General features: G+C 70.8%; 16 protein-coding genes. 7 read left to right on the top strand and 9 right to left on the bottom strand.

The window, feature by feature from the left end:
• Positions 1-31 precede the first annotated feature (31 nt).
• The 3 genes from AB0B64_RS40685 to AB0B64_RS40675 all read left to right on the top strand — a co-directional run bounded on the left by AB0B64_RS40685 (position 32) and on the right by AB0B64_RS40675 (position 2,456).
• On the top strand, positions 32-646 hold the full coding sequence (locus AB0B64_RS40685) for a histidine phosphatase family protein (RefSeq protein WP_358184709.1): 615 nt from the start codon (positions 32-34) through the stop codon (positions 644-646).
• Between the two features lie 47 nt (positions 647-693).
• Positions 694-1,719: a histidine kinase gene (locus tag AB0B64_RS40680; RefSeq protein WP_357952624.1), complete on the top strand. Its 1,026-nt coding sequence runs from the start codon at positions 694-696 to the stop codon at positions 1,717-1,719.
• A gap of 113 nt (positions 1,720-1,832) precedes the next feature.
• Positions 1,833-2,456: a response regulator transcription factor gene (locus tag AB0B64_RS40675; protein ID WP_357952625.1), complete on the top strand. Its 624-nt coding sequence runs from the start codon at positions 1,833-1,835 to the stop codon at positions 2,454-2,456.
• Between the two features lie 424 nt (positions 2,457-2,880).
• Here the strand turns inward: AB0B64_RS40675 and AB0B64_RS40670 are convergent, their stop codons facing one another.
• Entirely contained in the window at positions 2,881-3,441 is a 561-nt protein-coding gene (locus AB0B64_RS40670; RefSeq protein WP_357952627.1) for a helix-turn-helix domain-containing protein, read from the bottom strand.
• An 80-nt stretch (positions 3,442-3,521) separates the two neighbouring features.
• On the opposite strand from AB0B64_RS40670, the gene AB0B64_RS40665 reads away from it, so the two are divergent.
• Complete coding sequence (locus tag AB0B64_RS40665) at positions 3,522-4,148, top strand: NAD(P)H-dependent oxidoreductase (RefSeq protein WP_357952628.1); 627 nt, start codon at positions 3,522-3,524, stop codon at positions 4,146-4,148.
• A complete protein-coding gene (locus AB0B64_RS40660) occupies positions 4,145-4,459 on the top strand; it encodes a multidrug efflux SMR transporter (protein ID WP_357952629.1) in 315 nt (104 codons plus the stop codon). The genes AB0B64_RS40665 and AB0B64_RS40660 overlap by 4 nt, the downstream gene beginning before the upstream one ends.
• 62 nt (positions 4,460-4,521) lie before the next feature.
• Here the strand turns inward: AB0B64_RS40660 and AB0B64_RS40655 are convergent, their stop codons facing one another.
• Complete coding sequence (locus AB0B64_RS40655; protein ID WP_357952630.1) at positions 4,522-4,674, bottom strand: hypothetical protein; 153 nt, start codon at positions 4,672-4,674, stop codon at positions 4,522-4,524.
• A 288-nt stretch (positions 4,675-4,962) separates the two neighbouring features.
• Between AB0B64_RS40655 and AB0B64_RS40650 the strand changes: the two genes are divergently transcribed.
• Entirely contained in the window at positions 4,963-6,246 is a 1,284-nt protein-coding gene (locus AB0B64_RS40650) for an MFS transporter (protein ID WP_358184706.1), read from the top strand.
• Here the strand turns inward: AB0B64_RS40650 and AB0B64_RS40645 are convergent.
• On the bottom strand, positions 6,233-8,020 hold the full coding sequence (locus tag AB0B64_RS40645; protein ID WP_358184703.1) for a protein kinase: 1,788 nt from the start codon (positions 8,018-8,020) through the stop codon (positions 6,233-6,235). The two genes, AB0B64_RS40650 and AB0B64_RS40645, sit on opposite strands and share 14 nt — an antisense overlap.
• Positions 8,021-8,206: 186 nt before the next feature.
• Positions 8,207-8,731, bottom strand: a complete 525-nt coding sequence (locus AB0B64_RS40640) for an NUDIX hydrolase (protein ID WP_357952633.1) — start codon at positions 8,729-8,731, stop codon at positions 8,207-8,209.
• A 209-nt stretch (positions 8,732-8,940) separates the two neighbouring features.
• On the opposite strand from AB0B64_RS40640, the gene AB0B64_RS40635 reads away from it, so the two are divergent.
• Positions 8,941-10,095 (top strand): RtcB family protein, encoded by a 1,155-nt coding sequence (locus AB0B64_RS40635; RefSeq protein ID WP_357952634.1) that lies wholly within the window; start codon positions 8,941-8,943, stop codon positions 10,093-10,095.
• 1 nt (position 10,096) lies between these two features.
• On the opposite strand, the gene AB0B64_RS40630 is transcribed toward AB0B64_RS40635, so the two are convergent.
• The 5 genes from AB0B64_RS40630 to edd all read right to left on the bottom strand — a co-directional run bounded on the left by AB0B64_RS40630 (position 10,097) and on the right by edd (position 17,582).
• A complete protein-coding gene (locus AB0B64_RS40630; RefSeq protein WP_358184700.1) occupies positions 10,097-10,477 on the bottom strand; it encodes a hypothetical protein in 381 nt (126 codons plus the stop codon).
• Positions 10,478-10,557: 80 nt separating this feature from the next.
• Entirely contained in the window at positions 10,558-13,548 is a 2,991-nt protein-coding gene (locus AB0B64_RS40625; RefSeq protein WP_357952636.1) for a BTAD domain-containing putative transcriptional regulator, read from the bottom strand.
• Positions 13,549-13,976: 428 nt separating this feature from the next.
• Positions 13,977-14,588 (bottom strand): bifunctional 4-hydroxy-2-oxoglutarate aldolase/2-dehydro-3-deoxy-phosphogluconate aldolase, encoded by a 612-nt coding sequence (gene eda, locus AB0B64_RS40620; RefSeq protein ID WP_357952637.1) that lies wholly within the window; start codon positions 14,586-14,588, stop codon positions 13,977-13,979.
• Complete coding sequence (gene glk / locus AB0B64_RS40615; RefSeq protein ID WP_357952638.1) at positions 14,585-15,598, bottom strand: glucokinase; 1,014 nt, start codon at positions 15,596-15,598, stop codon at positions 14,585-14,587. Before glk ends, eda begins: the two co-directional genes overlap by 4 nt.
• A 43-nt stretch (positions 15,599-15,641) precedes the next feature.
• Positions 15,642-17,582: a phosphogluconate dehydratase gene (edd, locus tag AB0B64_RS40610; protein WP_357952639.1), complete on the bottom strand. Its 1,941-nt coding sequence runs from the start codon at positions 17,580-17,582 to the stop codon at positions 15,642-15,644.

The following is a 17,582-nucleotide window of genomic DNA, read 5'->3' as shown; positions in this document are numbered from 1 at the left end:
GCCCGCACGGGCACCGCGCCCCTGACCACTCATGGCAACGCGACACCTCTACCTGGCACGCCACGGCGCGGCCAACGCGTTCGGGGAGCTCACCGACATCGGGCACCAGCAGGCGGGCCTGCTGGGCGAACGGCTCGCCGGCGTACCGGTCGACGCCGTGTGGCACTCTCCGCTGCCACGCGCCGTAGCGAGCGCGCACGAACTCGCCCGGCATCTACCGAACGTGCCCGTGGCCGAGGCCGCCGAACTCATCGACCACGTGCCCTACGTTCCCAGTACGGCCGAAACGCCCCCGTCCTGGGCCGGCTTCTTCGACGGCTACGACGACGCGGAGGCGGCCTCGGGCCAGAAGCTCGCCGAGGCCCTGGTCGCCCGGTTCGCGAAGGTTCCCGAGACGACCGCACAAGGGGCTCGGCGTGACACGCACGAGGTCCTGGTGACGCACGCCTATCCGATCGCGTGGCTGGTGCGGCACGCGCTGGACGCGCCGCCAGCCCGATGGCTCGGCCTGAACAGCGCCAACACCGCACTGACGGTCATCGAGTACCGCGACGGCCTGCCGCCCACGATCGTGATGGTCAACGACATGAGTCACCTTCCGACCGGCCTGCGCTGGACCGGGTTCCCCGAAAGCATCAGGCCGTGAGGTAGCTCCTGCTGTCCGTACGGCCGAGGCGTTCTAGGGTCGACATCGTGAACCTCATCGGTGCGGTGCTGCAGCTGTGCGCGCTGGTGGTGGCGTTCCGGCCGCGCGTCCCTCCCGCGTACTCGGCCGTGGGCGGGGGAGCGGTCTCCCTGGCGATCACCGCCTACCATCCGCTGACCGGCACCCGTGGAGACACCACCTTCTGGCTGCTGATCGAGGTGCCGGCGCTGCTCGCCCTGACGATGCTCGCGGGCCGCCGCGCGCCTCTCGCAGCTCTCGTCCCCGGTCTCGCGGTTTCGACCATCCTGCTGAGAATGGTCTGGCCCGGCCCGCCCTCGCTGATACTGGCCGGTTGCGCGGGCTGGTCGCTGGGGGCGGTCGGGGTCGCCGCGGCCGGGCTCTATCTGCGTTCGCTCGATGGCAACCGGCGTCGGGCGGTGGCGCAGGCCGTACGGGATCAGCGGCTCGCTCTGGCGCGTGACCTGCACGATTTCGTGGCGCACGATGTCAGCGGCATGCTCGTACAGGCCCAGGCCGCCCGGCTCGCACCAGAGCTGCCGCCGCGGATCGAGGACGCCCTGCGGCGCATCGAGGAGGGTGGCCAGCGGGCTTTGACCTCGCTCGACCGTACGGTCCACATGCTCAACGAACCTGCCAGAGGCCCCTTCCCCGGCATCGACGGCCTGCGGGAACTGGCCGACGGGTTCTCGCCGACCGTCCGAGTGAATCTCGCCGTCGAGGCGGAGCAGATCTCCCGCGAGGCGTCGGCAACCGTCTACCGGGTGGTGACGGAGGCGCTGACCAACGTACGCAGGCACGCGCCGCGGGCGACCACTGTCGACATCGCGGTGACGAGAGACGGCGACATGGTCCGCATCCGGGTGGACGACGATGGCAGCGCTGGCCTGCCGGAGGGCAACGATCGCGGTGGCGGGAGTCGTTTCGCTGAACACCGTCGCAACGGCGGCTTCGGCCTGGCGGGACTCGCCGAGGTGCTCGGGACGGTCGGCGGCTCCCTTTCCGCGGGTCCCCACGGTGCGGGCTGGCGCGTCACGGCGGCCGTCCCCGTCTGAGTCCGGAGCCGCGGGTCGGAGTGGGAGGGTTATATGACGTACACGCGGCTGGAAGGGGGCAAGGACATGTGTCCGGGCGGTGTCGGTGGTATCCGGTTGGTGGGGGCGGTGACGTGACGACTCGGGTTCTGATCGCGGACGATCAAGATGACGTACGGATCGGCTTCCGGCTCATTCTCGACTCGCAGCCCGACATGACGGTCGTGGGGGAGGCGGCTGACGGGCAGGCGGCAGTCGGGCTCGCCCGGCATCTCAAGCCCGACGTCGTACTGGCCGACATCCGCATGCCCAAGCTCGACGGACTTGAGGTCACCAGGGTGCTCGCGCCGGAGACGCGGGTGATCGTGGTGACCACGTTCGACCTCGATGACTATGTGCACACGGCACTACGCAACGGTGCTTGCGGGTTTCTGCTGAAGCGGTCGGGACCGACGCTGCTCGTCGAGGCCATCCGTGCCGCCATGGCCGGGGACACGCTCATCAGCCCGCAGGTCACCGTACGGCTGTTGCGCCACCTCCGTGCCGCCCGGCCGGAGCCGCCGGGGGAGCCGCTCACGGAGCGAGAGATGGAGATCGCGCGGCTGGTCGCGCATGGGCGTACGAATGGTGAGATCGCCGCCGAGCTGTTCATCAGCGCCGGCACGGCGAAGACGCATGTGGCCAACATCCAGCGCAAGGTGGGAGCGGCCAATCGGGTCGGGATCGCGGCCTGGGCGTGGAACTCGGGGATCGCCTGAGGCTGCGTAAGATCTCACGGATGTCTTCTGCGACCTACCTTGCCCAGGGGCCACGCGTGGCCATTCGTCACCTCTCCCTCCAGGACTACGAGCAATATACGGCCCTGGTTCGGGAGAGCGCCGAGCTGCACCGCCCCTGGATGCCCGGCCGGTCCATGAAGGCTTGGTGATCTGTTCGCGGGACACCGGAGCGATCGTCGGCCGGGTCAACGTCAACAACATCGTCCGGGGAACGAACCAGAGCGGAACCCTGGGTTATGCCGCCTATGCGTCCACGACTGGTCGCGGCTATATGACCGTGGCCACCGCGCCAGAACAGGAGCCGGTCCGGCGCCCCCGGTGACGAGGCCCCGTGCGAGAAGGCTCCAAGGAGGTCTCCCTGGGGCCGCCCGAGCCGGCTCGCGCGTCCGTGGAAGGCCACGGCTTACGGGGGCCCTGGGGTCAGGATCCTGGTGAGTCTGGCCAGCGCCTGGGTGATCTGCTCCGGGGTGAGGCCGAGCACCGCGCGCTGGTAGCCGTACACCTCGGGGGCCAGGGGGGCGAGCAGGAGGTCGACCAGCCCGTCCCGGCTCGGCGTGCCCGCGGCGACCAGGAGTGCGTGCACGTGGGCGCGCCAGAAGCCGTACGCGCCGGTTTCGAAGCGGGAGCGGCCCACCTCCGAGCCGAGCACCAGGTGAGAGTGGTCCTCCAGCAGGCGCACCATGGCGGCGTAGAAGGCGGCCAGCCGCTCGGCGGGTGGCGCGCCCGGGCCCAGGGGGGGCTCGCCGCGCAGCAGGCGTTCTTGCAGGTCCCGCTCGTGCTCATCGAGCAGCGCGACGGCGATCGAGGCCCGGTCCGGATAGCGGCGGTAAAGCGTGCCCCGGCCCACCCCGGCCGCCTTGGCGATGTCCTCCATCGTCACGTCCTGCGGAGACCGCTCCGTGAACAGCAACGCGGCCGCCTCGAGGATCCGTGCCCGGTTGCGCGCGGCGTCGGCTCTCTCCATGCGCCCCATTGTATGTGGACATGACGTCCGGTTATAGTTAAGTGGACAGTGTGTCCACATATCTGTGATGAGGAGAGAGCATGCTGCTGCACCTGGACGCCAGCGCCCGCCGGGCGTCGTTCTCGCGGAGGCTGTCCGACGTGTACGCCGAGACCTGGCGGGCCGCCCACCCGCAGGCCGGCTACGTCTACCGCGACCTGGCCGCGCAACCCGTGCCGCACATCGGCGAGGCATGGACCGAGCTGTGCGACCACATCCTGCGGCACGAGATCACCGACATCTCGCGCTATCGGGAGGCGGTTCGCACCCCTGCTCAGCGCCGGGCGTGGGCCGTTGTGGAGCCGCTGCTCGACGAGGTGGTCGCGGCCGAGGTGATCCTCATCGGTACGCCGATGTACAACTACTCCATCCCCTCGGCGCTGAAAGCCTGGCTCGACCAGATCACCTTCCCCAAGATGTCGCTCGAAGGACGGTCGTTCGTGGTGACCAGCGCGCGCGGCGGCGCGTACGGTCCGGGCACGCCGCGCGAGCCATACGACCACCAGGAGCGCTACCTGCGCGACTTCTTCAAGGGCCACTTCCGGGTCGAGGACGTGACGTTCATTCACGCGGAGCTGGTCAACGCCCGCCTCGACCCGGCGCTGGCGCACCTGCGCGAGCGGCACGAGGAGTCACTGGCCGCGGCGCTCAAGGAGGCGGCCCGATGAACTGGCTGATCCTGTTGCTGGCCGGGCTGATCGAGGTGGCGTGGTCCCAGAGCATCAAGCCGACGCACAACTTCACCCGGCCGCTGCCCACGCTGATCTGCCTGGTCCTGATGGTCGCCGCCGTCTGGCTGCTGTCCCAGGCCATGAACGCGCTGCCGGTCGGCACCGCGTACGCCGTCTTCACCGGCATCGGCGCCGTCGGCGCGATCACCTTGGGCATCGTCGTCAACGACGACCCGGTGTCGGTGGGCAGGATGGCGGCGCTCGCCCTGATCATCGGCGGCATAGTGCTGGCCCGGGTTACCACCTGAGCCAGAAGGCGAGCGACACGGGAAAGGCGGTCCTGACCTGGTAGGTCGGCTCCGCCGTTGGCTCACAGCAGGCCCTCCCCGGCCCCGGCTCTCTCGGGAGCCCACGGGAACAGGCGGCGCAGCGTCGCCAGGGCGATTTCCTCCGAAGGGACGAACTCCGTCTCCAGGCCGCGGGAGACGTCGTACGTGTGGAGGAGCAGCTCGTCGCAGCCCATGGCGATGAGCTCCCGAGGAGGGGTGCTGGGCCGTACCGCGTCGAGTGGGGTACGTGAAAGCGGTTATGCCTTCGGCGACGAGGCCGCAACAGATGTCGTCCGACACCAGAAAGGCACCATTTGTCGCTAACGATCTGACAAATCCAGTGTTCGCCCCCCGCCAGCCGGGTACGCATGGCGCAAACCGGGTGACGTGTGAGCCGGATCACACTGGGAGTCCCGGTCCGGGCTGAGGAGGCGCAGGTGACGCACGATCACGGGTTACCAGCCGCGGAGCACCAATCCCAGGTGAGGAGAGCGGCGACGGCGAGTGTCGTCGGTACGGCCATCGAGTGGTATGACTTCTTTCTCTATGGCACGGCCGCGGCGACCGTGTTCGCCGACGTCTTCTTCCCCAAGTCCACCCCTTATGCGGGCGTTCTGGCGTCCTTCGCCACGTACGCGGTCGGGTTCGCCGCCCGGCCGGTCGGCGCGGCGATCTTCGGGCACTGGGGCGACCGCATCGGGCGCAAGGCCACGCTCATCATCACCCTTGTCATGATGGGCGTCTCCAGCGCGCTCATCGGCGTGCTGCCCGGCACCGCCACCATCGGCGTGATCGCGCCGATCCTGCTCGTCGTCCTGCGCATCCTGCAAGGGATCGCGGTCGGCGGCGAGTGGAGCGGCTCGGTGCTGCTGTCGATGGAGTGGGGCGACCAGCGCAGGCGCGGCCTGATGGCCAGCTGGCCGCAGGTCGGTGTGCCCATCGGCCTCATACTGGGCACCGGCGCGATGTCGCTGGTGGCTCTCGCGGCCGGCGACTCGTTCAAGGACTGGGGCTGGCGGATTCCGTTCCTGGCCAGCCTGGTGCTGGTCGCCGTGGGTCTCTGGGTGCGGTTGCGGGTCATGGAGACGCCGCTGTTCGCCAAGCTCCTCGAGACCAGGCAGGTGGCCAAGCTGCCGGTGGTCGAGGTACTCAAGAAGCACCCGAAGGAGGTCCTGCTCAGCGCGCTCCTGCGCATCCCGGAGCAGATGCCGTTCTACCTCTACACGACATTCGTGATCACCTACATCACGTCCCCGACCATCGGGATGTCGCGAACGTTCGCCTTCGCCGCCGTCAGCGCCGCGGCGGCCGTCGAGCTCTTCGCGATCCCGTACTTCGGGCATCTCAGCGATCGAATAGGCCGCCGCAGGCTCTACCTCATCGGGGCCGCGCTGCTGGCGGTGATCGCCTTCCCCTACTACGCGCTGCTCAACACCGGCATCGCCGTCGTCATCCTGGTCACGATGATGGTCACGCAGCTCCAGCACTCCATGGAGTACGGTCCGCAGGCGGCGCTCATCGCGGAGAGCTTCCCGACCAGTCTGCGGTACGGGGGTGCCGGGCTGGGATATCAGCTGGCCTCCGTCATCGCGGGTGGACCGGCACCGCTGATCGCCACCTGGCTGCTGCACGACTACGGCTGGCAGGCCATCTCCGTGTTCATGATCATCGGTGCGGTGATCGGCTTGGTCGCGACGTACGCGCTGCCCGATCGGTCGAAGGTCGATATCTCCGACCCCGCCTCGTACAGCACTAATCGAGCCTGACCCGCACTCCGGTGCTCAGGCCGGAGTCATGCAGCTCCAGTCCCGCGGGCTGGGCCTCCTTCGGCAGCTCGAACAGCAGCGCGCCGCTGAAGGACTGGCCCGGCCCGATGCGGACCGGCGTGACCTCGGCGCCCGCCTTGTCGAGCAGCTTGGTGCCGCCGTGTAACGCGTCGTCCTCGTCCAGCAGTTTCTGCTGGCCGGGGTAGAGGACCCTGGCCTCCTGGCCGATGTTGTTGACCTTGAGGCTCACCTGGCAGGTGCGCTGCTTTGCGCCCTTGGCCGGTTTGGGGCACTTGGTGCCCGTCACCGCGAACTTCAGCTTCCCGTCCTGCGCCGGGCTGTCCGCGCCGACCGGGTCGGGGGACCTGAGCGCCCACGCCAGTACGGCCAGCAGCAGCACCAACAGCACGATGGCCACCACGATGGCGGTCACGCAGCCGGTGAACACGCTCCTCTTCCGCTTGACCGGGAACGCCACCGGGCCCCTCGGCCCAGGCGGCAGTGGCGCTTGCCCTGTCTGATGGGCGGAAAGCGGCACTTGTCCCGTCTGATGAGCGGAGAGTGGCACCTGTCCCGTCTGGAGGGATGGCGGTCCCTGGCTCGCCGGACCAGGAGGCGGCGATGCCTGGCGGGGCGATGCCTGATGGGGTGGCGCCTGGCGAGGAGGTGACTGGCGGGGCGGCGGCGGGGGCGGCGCCTGGGCGGGCGGGTGTGGTGCCGGCCCGCGTCCCGGCAGCGGCCCCATACCGGTCTGCTGGTGCGCCTGAGGCTGGTGAGACGACGGCTGGTGGGCCGACGGCTGGTGGCCCTGCGGCGGCGGGGTCCAGCCCGGCGGCGCCTGGCGTACCTGCGGATTGTTCGGGAACTCGGCCAGCGGCGGGAACTCCGACGGGTTCCACGAGCTGGTGAGATGGCGGGTCGCGGCGAGCTGGGCGGCCGGCTCGTCGGCCGCGCCCACGAGTTCGAGCAGGAGCTGCTTGGCCGCCGGTCGGCGCGCGGGGTCGGGGTGGATGGCCGCGGCCACCAGCCGGTCGAGCGGCGCGGGCAGGCCGCGCAGGTCCGGCGGGGCGGTGCGGGCGCGCGCCGCCATGACGTAGGCGTCGCCCTCGCCGAACGGGTGGCCGCCGAGCCCGGCGTAGGCGATCAGCGATCCCCAGGCGAACACGTCGCCGGCCGGGCTGGTGCGGCCCTCGAAGACCTGCTCGGGAGCGATCCAGCCGGGCGTGCCCATCACCATGCCCGCGTTGGTGTGGCGGGTGGAGACGTGGGACGAGCGGGCCAGCCCGAAGTCGATCACTCGCGGGCCGCCCAGCGTCAGCATCACGTTGGCGGGCTTGAGGTCCCGGTGCACCAGGCCGACGGCGTGGATCGCGGTCAGCGCCGCCGCCACGCCCACGGCCGCCGAGTGCAGTACGGACGGTGTCAGCGGGCCGTGCTCGATCAGGTGGTTCTCGAGGGAGATGCCCTCGATGTACTCGGTGACGAGGTAGAGGACCCCGTCGTGCTCGCCGTGGTCGAGGACGCGGGCCGTGCAGAACGAGGCGACCTTGCGGGCGTTGGACACCTCTTCGTGGAAGCGCGCCCGGTAGACCGGGTCCATGGTGTAATCGCGGCGGATCGCCTTGAGCGCGACCTGTACGCCGTCGGCGGCCTTGGCCAGGTAGACGGTGCCCATGCCGCCCGAGCCGAGGCGGCTGATCAGCTCATAGGGGCCGATCGCCGACGGGTCTTCCGGCGTCAGCGGAGTGCCTGCGGAGCGCCCCTGCTGCCCCAACGTCGCTTTCCTCTCGCCTTCGTTGCCGTGTTGCCTCAACCGACCAGATCCTCCGCCCGGCATGCCCGTTCCCCAAGACTCTAACGGAGGAACGGGTCACCCGGTGGCCACTGAGTTTGGACGGGTTTGGGGCTCGCCTCCCAGTCCGCACGGCACGTGGCCGCCCGGCCGCGCGAGAGGCACCATTCACCCCTCGATGAGGAGGTAGAGCAGCGCGTTCATGGTGGTGCCGCAGACGATGCCGCGCTTGTCGATCAGGCGGCGGACGTCGGTGAGCGGGACCCACTCGATGCGCTCGGCCTCCCAGGGTTCCGCGGGCGGCCCGATGTGCCGGGCGCCGTCGGCGCGGAAGACGTGCTGCGCGGAGTCGGAGATGCCGTTGGACGGCTGGGTGTAGAGCAGCGGTCGCAAGGGGCCGGGGCGCCAGCCGGTCTCCTCCTCGACCTCGCGGGCGGCGGCCACGATCGGCTCCTCGCCCTCCTCGATCCGGCCGGTCGGGATCTCCCAGCCCCACGTGTCGGTGATGAAGCGATGCCGCCAGATCAGCAGTACGCGGCCCTGATCGTCGGTGACGACGGCTCCGGCTCCCGACGCCGTACGGATGAGGCGATGGTCGAGATGCCTGCCGTCCGGAAGCTCCACGTCGGCCACGCGGACATCGAGCCAGCGGTCGGTGTAGAGGGGCTCTTCGGAGTGGACCTGCCAGCGCATGCGGCTGCTCCCAGCGTGGACGCCTGAACCGGCACCACGCTACAAGGCGATGCCCGCCTGAACCGGCACCACGTTACAAGGCGATGCCCGCCTGAACCGGCACCACGCGAAGCGCACGCCACTCCACAAATCCGGAATTCGGTAAAATGAGTGGGAAATGCCTCCTGGTCTCGCCAAACTGATCACGAACCAGCGAGGAGACCTATCCCATGCCGAACCAGCCCGCACCGAACCTGTTGTCGTGGGCCAGCGAGATCGATGAAGGCGCGATCACGCAGGCCGCTCGTGCTGCCCGCCTGCCATTCGTCTCCGGGCACGTCGCGCTCATGCCCGACGCTCATGTCGGCATCGGCGCCACGGTCGGCTCGGTCATTCCCACCGAGAACGCGATCATCCCCGCCGCCGTCGGCGTGGACATCGGCTGCGGCATGGTCGCCACCGAGACGACGCTGACGGCCGCGGACCTGCCCGACACCCTCGCCGCCCTGATGCCGATGGTGGAGCACCGCATCCCGGCCGGCGTCGGAAAGGGCCATGACGACCCGTCGATGGACCGTGCCCTCAGCGATCTCGGCCTGCCGCACACCGATCTCAACCCGAAGCAGACCAAGAAGGTGTCCGACCAGTTCGGCACCCTCGGCTCCGGCAACCACTTCGTCGAGGTCTGCCTGGACGAGCGCGATCGGGTCTGGACGGTGCTGCACTCGGGTTCGCGCGGCATCGGCAACCAGCTCGCCCAGACGCACATCACGGGCGCGAAGAAGCTGATGAAGAAGCAGGAGATCGGCCTGGAGGACCCGGATCTGGCCTACCTCGTGCAGAGCACGCCGGAGTTCACCGCGTACATCGAGGACATGCTGTGGGCCCAGCGCTACGCCATGGCCTCCCGGGCCCGGATGGACAAGGTCCTGGTCAACGCCCTGTTCCGGGTCGCGGGCCAGGGTGAGCGGGTTCGTACGATCAACTGTCACCACAACTTCACCCAGCAGGAGACGCACTACGGCAAGTCCCTGTGGATCACCCGTAAGGGAGCCATCAAGGCCGACACCGGTGACGAAGGCGTGATCCCCGGTTCGATGGGCACCCGCTCGTACATCGTGCGCGGCCGGGGGAATCCCGAGTCGTACAACTCCTGCTCGCACGGGGCGGGCCGCCGCATGTCCCGTACGAAGGCGAAGCGGGAGCTGTCCGCGGCCTCCCTGACCGCGGCGATGAGCGGCCGGACCTGGAACGCGGACCGGGCCGCCGCGCTGGTCGACGAGCATCCCGAGGCCTACAAGTCCATCGACCAGGTGATGGCGGACCAGAAGGATCTGGTGGCGGTTCAGCACACCCTCCGCCAGATCTTCAACTACAAGGGGTGACTCACCCCCGCGCCCTGGCGACCAGCGAGGTCGCCAGGGCCGCGATCAGCGGGATGAGCGTGAGGCCGACCAGGTACAGCAGGCCGACCGGCCAGAGACCCTGGCCACCTTCCCGCAGTTCCCTGACCACGCCCGACGCGAAGTAGACGTAGAACGGAGCGGCGGCGAGCAGGCCCCACAGGAGGCCCACCTGAGGGGCGAACCACCCGGCCAGACCGGCCAGGACCGCCAGGACGAGGAAGGCAGGCAGCAGGAAGGGCGAGTCGAAGAACTCACGCGGGGCCTCGGCGGACACCACGGGTGCGGTGGCGACGCAGAGCGCCACGGCGACGGCTCCCACGACGACGAGGACCAGGGCCCACACAAGGACGGAACGGGTCATGAGACTCCCCAAGACGAGGTGTGAAGGCCACCCTGATCGGCGACGGACCTTCCCACCATCCGCCGTGATACTCATCCGGCCTAGGTAGATCCCGTGAGCGCGGTCGCCTCACTACGGGCGGCGGCGGCCGCCGTGAGGTCGCCGGCGGCGGTGTAGGCCTCCGCGAGGTCGGCCAGCGCGCCCGCCAGGAACTCCTGCCACCCCCGAGTACGCCAGAGCCTGACCGACTCCTCCAGATGGGCGACCGCCTCGTCGATCCTGCCCTCCGCCAGGTCCACGCCGCCGAGCACCCAGAGCGCATCGGCCTGGTGGTGGGCCAGACGGTGTGAGCGGCTCAGCATCTCGGCCGCCTCGGCCGCGGGCCGCGCCCTTGGATCGTGGTGCCCGGCGTACAGCCGGGCCAGGGCGACCAGGCCCATCGCCTCCAGCAGCGGATCGCGGATCTGGCGGTAGATGGCCAGGGCCCTGACCAGGTACTCCAGCCCGGCGTCGAACTCCTGCGCATGGGCGTGCGCCAGGCCCAGGAACTGCAGTGTCGTCGCCTCGAAGCGCGGATTGCCGAGCTTCTCGGCCAGCTCCAGGCCCCGCAGCAGGTGCACGATGGCCATCTTGATGTCGCGCGTCCCGTACGCCACCGCCATGCACACCAGCGCCCTGGCCTGCCCGCTCTGGTGGCCGCTGCTCTCGGCCAGGCTCAAGGCGATCTGCCCGGACCGCAGGCCCTCCGCCATGTCGCCTCTGGCCGCCTCGCCCCAGGCCCGCAGCACGTACGCGTCGGACAGCCCGCGCTCCTCACCCAGTTCGGAGAACAGGGTGATCAGCCGCTCGGCCCCCTCGTACTGCGCGGCCATGGCCTCGCCGCCCGTCTCCATCCACGTCGTGGCGTGCATGAGCCCGCGCCGGATCACCGCCTCCCCGAGCCGGTTGCCTGTCGCGAGGCAGACCTCCAGGACGCGTTCGTGCAGCCCGCGCCAGTCGTCGAACTGCCCGCACACGTCGAAGTAGCGCTCCACGCAGCAGGCGGTATCCCAGGCGACCTCGGCCAGGCCCAGCGAGCACGCCTGGCGGATCGCCGCGATCAGCGCCGTCCGCTCGGTGTCGAACCAGGCCATCGGATCCTGTACGGCCGGACCGTCCCAGGGGGCGCCGTCGGGGGAGTTCCAGCGCGGGGCGGTGCCGTGGATGATGGCCGAGGAGGTGCCCGGCACGCGCTCGGTGGCGCGTTCGGCCAGCGCGAGCCAGGCGCCGAAGGCCCTGCTCAGGGCCGCGGCCACGGCCTCCGGCTCGTCCTCGAGCTCACCGCGCTCGCGGGCGTAGAGGCGGACGAGGTCGTGGAAGCGGTAGCGCGGCTGGCCCGCCGCGTCCATCCCGCTGAACAGCACCAGCTGCGTGTCCACCAGCGTCTCGACCAGCTCCTCGCCGGCCGCCACGGGAAGGTCGAGCAGCGCCCCGGCCACCCAGCCCGCGAAGTCGGGCACGTCCAGCGAGCCGAGCAGCCGGAACGCCCGGCGCGCGTCGGGATCCAGCCCCACATAGCTGAGCGCCAGGCTGGCCCGGACGGCCAGGTCGCCGGTGGTGAACTGGTCCAGCCGCCGCCGCTCGTCGGTGAGCTGCCCGGCCAGGCGGGTCAGCGGCCAGTGCGGCCGGGCTACGAGGCGGGCGCCCGCCACCCGGACGGCCAGGGGTATGCCGTCCGACAGCCGGACGAGCTCGGCCGCCGCCTCCGGCTCGGCGGCCACCCGGTCGGCTCCGACGATCCTGGAGAGCAGTTGCACGCCCTGCTCGGGGTGGAGCACCGAGAGCTCGACCACCGCCGCGCCGGACAGGCCGGTCAGCCGGGTCCTGCTGGTGATGATGACGGCGCAGCCGGACGTACCGGGGAACAGCGGGCGAACCTGCTGCTCCGAGGCGGCGTTGTCGAGCACGATGAGCATCCGGCGCTCCGCCAGCCGGCTTCTGAAGACGGCGGCCCGCTCCTCAAGGGTTTCCGGCAGGGTGGGCCGCGGCACGCCGAGTGCGGTGAGGAAGGCCGCGAGCACCTGCGCGGGATCGGCGGGGGAGGACTCGGCGCCGTGCAGGTTGGTGTGCAGCTGCCCGTCGGGGTAGTGCTGGGCGATCAGATGGGCCGCGTGTACGGCCAGCGTCGTCTTGCCGACCCCGCCCATCCCCGCGATGACGTACACGCGCATGGGCCCCGGTCCCGGGGGTGGGCCGTCGCCGAGGAGGTCCGTCAGTTCGGCGAGCTGCTCGCTCCGTCCGGTGAAGTCGGAGATGTCGGCCGGCAACTGGGCGGGGGAGCGAAGGGAGGGGTCGTCCGGCGGTACGGTCGCGGACTCGACGGGCAGGGTGCCCGTGAGGATGGCCTGGTGCAGGCGCCGGAGCTCGGCGCCGGGATCGAGGCCGAGCTCGGCGGCGAAGACCCGGCGGGCGTCGCGGTAGGTGGCCAGCGCCTCCGCCTGGCGGCCCGACCTGGCCAGGGCGAGCATGAGCTGCCAGCGCGGCCGTTCCCGCAGGGGATGCTCGCCGACCAGCCCGGTCAGCTCGGCGACGAGCGCCGCGTGCATCCCGCGGGCCAGGTCCGCCTCGATCCGGTTCTCCAGCGCGATCAGCCGCTCCTCCTCCAGGCGGTGCGCGTGGTCGCTGAGCCCGACGGTCAGGTTCAGCTCCGCGTACGCCGGACCGCGCCACAGGTCCAGCGCCTGCTTGAGCAGTTCGGCGGCCCGTTCGTGCTCGCCGGCGGACAGGGCGCTCCTGCCCTGTTCGGCCAGCTCCTCGAACCTGTCCGCGTCGAGCTCGCCCGGATGGAGGGTGAGTACGTAGCCTGCGGCGGTGCGGGTGATCCGGTCGTGGCCCAGCGTCCTGCGGAGCTGGTGCACGTAGAGCCGGAGGTTGTCCGGCGCGGTGCGGGGCTGGCTCTGGCCCCAGAGCGCCTGGATGAGCGTGGCGGGGGAGACGGGGCGCCCCGGACGGCAGAGGAGTTCGGCGAGCAGGGCACGCTGTTTTCCGGCGCCGAGTGGTAAGGACTGGGCATCGGCCGAGATGTCAAGCGGCCCCAGAACGGCGAACTCCATCGCGCCCCCGGACAAGGCTAAAGTGCACAAAGAAGATCAAAGTCGCTTAAATGTGCACGATGGTTCTTTTCCCGTCAACCCATGCAACGCCAACATCGACGGAAGCCTTTATGACGGCTCCCGCCGATGTCAAGCCCGATTGTCAGCCGAAGGCGGCGGGCACGGCGAGGAAGAAGTTCAGGGCGATGGAGTCGCGGGTTCCCTTCCGGAAATCAGCTGCGGCTGCTGAAGGGGTCGTAGGTGTAGCGAGGAGTGATCACTATGCTCTCCGAGTAGGCACCGGGCGTCAGTGGCGGGGCGACGGAGAGCGGTGGCCCCCAAGGCTTCTTGAACACCGTCCACCTCCGCTGCGACGCGAAAAGCCAGTCAGGCTCAGGCTGCTCAGCGGCCGTATAGGTGCCGTATAGAACGCGTTGGGGGCGGGTGCCTCAGCGGAGGGCGGCGGCCTCGGAGGCCAGCTTCTCCACCCGGCCCCAGTCGCCCGCGGCCAGGGCGTCGGCCGGGGTCAGCCAGGTGCCGCCGACGCAGCCGACGTTCGGCAGCGCGAGGTAGTCGGGCGCGGTGGCCGGCCTGATGCCGCCCGTGGGGCAGAACCGCACATCCGGCAGCGGCGCCGACAGCGCCTTCAGGTACGCCACGCCGCCCGCGGGCTCCGCGGGGAAGAACTTCAGCTCCTTCAGCCCCCGCTCGGCCAGCGCCATCGCCTCGGAGGCGGTCGCCGCGCCCGGCAGGTACGGCAGCCCGCTCGCGTCCAGCGCGTCGGCCAGGGTCAGCGTCGTCCCGGGCGAGACCAGGAACTTCGCCCCAGCCGCCAAAGACGCCGCAATATCATCAGAAGTCCGGATTGTTCCGGCACCGACCGTGGCCTCCGGCACCTCGGCGGCGATCCTGGCGATGGCCTCCAGCGCGCCCGCCGTACGCAGGGTCACCTCGATGACCGGCAGGCCGCCCGCGACGAGCGCCCGCGTCAGCGGCACGGCCGTCTCCACGTCGTCGATCACCACGACGGGGATGACGGGGGCGAGATCGAGCAGGCTCATGAAAGTTCTCTCCTCAATGGGTACAGCTCATTTACTCGGCCGCCCGAGGGCAGCCGCTCTCCTGCGGCGCGCTGCGCCAGCCAGGCGGCGGCGCCCGTCAGCGCCGGTTGCGGGGCGACGATGAGCGTGGTCGCGATGGCCGACAGGTAGCCGGCCATGTCCGGGTTGTCGGCGAACCTGGCTCGGAAGTCGCTGGTACGCACGCGCTCCACGATACGGGGCAGCACTCCGCCGCCGAGATAGACGCCACCCCGGGCGCCGAGGGTCAGCGCCACGTTCCCGGCGAAACTCCCCAGCATCCCGCAGAACACCTCGACCGTCTCCGCGCACAGCGAGTCGTCCAGCCGCGCCACGATGTCCGCCGACGACAGGCGAGGCGCGTCGACGCCGTTGACCTCGGCGAGGGCCCGGTGCAGCACCACCAGGCCGGGGCCCGACAGCACATGCTCGGCCACCACGTGGTCCAGGCCCCCGGCGCGGAGCACCCGGACGATCTCCCGCTCCCGGTCGTCGCGCACCGGTATCGTGACGTGCCCGCCCTCGCCGGAGACCGGCGTCCAGCCGCCGTCGGTGGGCACCAGCCCGGCGACACCGAGCCCGGTGCCGGGCCCGAGCACGGCCTTGACGCCGTGGGCGGGTTCCGGGCCGCCCAGGGACGCCAGGTCGCTGGCCTCCAGACGGGGCAGCGAGACGGCCAGCGCCTCGAAGTCGTTCAGCATCATCGTGTACGGCAGGCCGAGGTCGCTCGCCGAGCCGCTCCAGGCCGAGTTCGTCAGCGCGTAGCGCTCGCCCTCGACGGGTCCGGCCACGGCCAGGCACGCCGCCCCCGGCCGCACTCCGCCCGCGTGCTGCGCGAGGTAGGCGGCTACGGCTTCCGGGAGAGTGGCGTAGTCGGCCCCCGCCAGGACCGCGACGTGCGACGGCCGCGCTCCCGGCGAGGTGACCAGCCCGAACCGGGCGTTGGTGCCGCCGATGTCGGCGACCAGCCACGGCAGATCGAACGCGCTCACGACGGCTCGCCGACGCGCCGCGGAGAACTGAAGAGCACGATGTTCACCTGGCGATGCTCGCGTGCCGCCCGCGAGGGGCGCCCGACTCCAGGTGAGAGGCGCCCGCCTCGGCGGGGAAGCCCAGTCCGGGGCCGTGGTCCGGCGACTCGGCGCCGCTGATCCCGAAGATCCCCGCCCCCTGCTCCGCGTGCCCCGCCATGCGGCGGAACGTCGCGAACAGCTCGCGCCCGGTCCCCACCCACTGCGCGTCGCTCAGCGGCCGTCCGCCGGGCGTGCGCCGGGCCAGCTCCTCGGCCGGGACCAGCACCTCCAGCGTCCCCGCCGCCGAGTCGAGCCTGATCACGTCGCCCTCGCGGACCAGCGCGATCGGCCCGCCGTCCGCCGCCTCGGGCGACAGGTGGATGGCCGCGGGCACCTTGCCGGAGGCGCCCGACATGCGGCCGTCGGTCACGATCGCCACCCGCTGCCCCCGATCGAGCAGTACGGCCAGCGGCGGCGTGAGCTTGTGCAGCTCGGGCATGCCGTTCGCGCTCGGCCCCTGGTAGCGGATGACCGCGACGAAGTCCTGCCCGTCCAGCTCGCCCGCCTCGAAGGCGCGCAGCAGTTCGAGCTGGTCGTCGAACACCTTGGCCGGCGCCTCGATCACCAGGTGCTCGGCCTTGACCGCCGACACCTTGCTGACGGCCCGGCCCAGGTTGCCCTCGACCATGTGGATGCCGCCGTCGGCGGAGAACGGCGCGGCCACCGGCCGCAGCACGTCGAGGTCGGCGCTGCCGCCGGTCACCTCCGACCAGGTCAGCTTCCCGTCGGACAGTGTCGGAGCCGACCGGTAGTGGTCCAGCCCACGCCCGGCCACGGTCAGCACGTCGGCGTGCAGCAGGCCCTCGTCCAGCAGGTCGCCGATGAGCACCTGCATGCCGCCGGCGTCGCGGAAGTGGTTCACGTCCGCCTGGCCGTTCGGGTAGATCTTGGTCAGCGAGGGCACGACGGCCGACAGGCAGGCCAGGTCGTCCCAGGTCAGGACGATGCCCGCGGCGGCGGCCATGGCGACCAGGTGCAGCGTGTGGTTGGTGGAGCCGCCGGTGGCCAGCAGCGCCACGCAGGCGTTCACGATCGACTTCTCGTCGACCAGCTCGCCGACCGGGGTGTACTCGGGGCCGTGCGCGGTGATCTCCACCGCCCGGCGCCCGGCCGCCTCGGTCAGCGCGTGCCGCAGCTCGGTGTGCGGGTTGACGAACGTCGAGCCCGGCAGGTGCAGGCCCATGACCTCCATCAGCGCCTGGTTGGAGTTGGCGGTGCCGTAGAAGGTGCAGGTGCCGGGGGAGTGGTACGACTTGGCCTCGGCGTCGAGCAGCTCGTCCCGGCCCACCTTGCCCTCGGCGAACAGCTGCCGGGTGCGGGCCTTGACCTTGTTCGGCAGCCCCGAGGTCATCGGGCCGGCCGGCACGAAGATCGCGGGCAGGTGCCCGAAGTGCAGCGCCCCGATCAGCAGGCCCGGCACGATCTTGTCGCAGACGCCCAGCAGCAGCGACGCGTCGAACATGTCGTGCGACAGCGCGATCGCGGCCGACATGGCGATCACGTCCCGGCTGTAGAGCGACAGCTCCATACCGGCGCGGCCCTGGGTGATGCCGTCGCACATCGCGGGCACGCCGCCCGCCACCTGCGCCACGCCACCGGCCGCGCGCACCGCCGCCTTCAATTCGGCCGGGTACGTCTCGTACGGCTGGTGCGCGGAGAGCATGTCGTTGTAGCTGGTCACGATCGCCACGCCGGGCTTGGCCGTACCCATCAGGAGGGGCTTGTCGGCGGCCGGCGCGGCGGCGAAGCCATGTGCCAGGTTGGCGCAGCCGAGGTGCGCGCGGGCCGGGCCCTTGGCGCGGGCGGCTTCACCTTCGCGCCGGATCCGCTCCAGGTAGACGGTGCGGCTGGCTCGGCTGCGTTCGGTGATCCTGTCGGTGATCTCCTGGACGACGGGGTGCAT

This window comes from Nonomuraea sp. NPDC049129 (genome assembly GCF_040648495.1).
GTDB lineage: Bacteria > Actinomycetota > Actinomycetes > Streptosporangiales > Streptosporangiaceae > Nonomuraea.
This window is presented reverse-complemented; position numbering and strand designations above follow the sequence as displayed.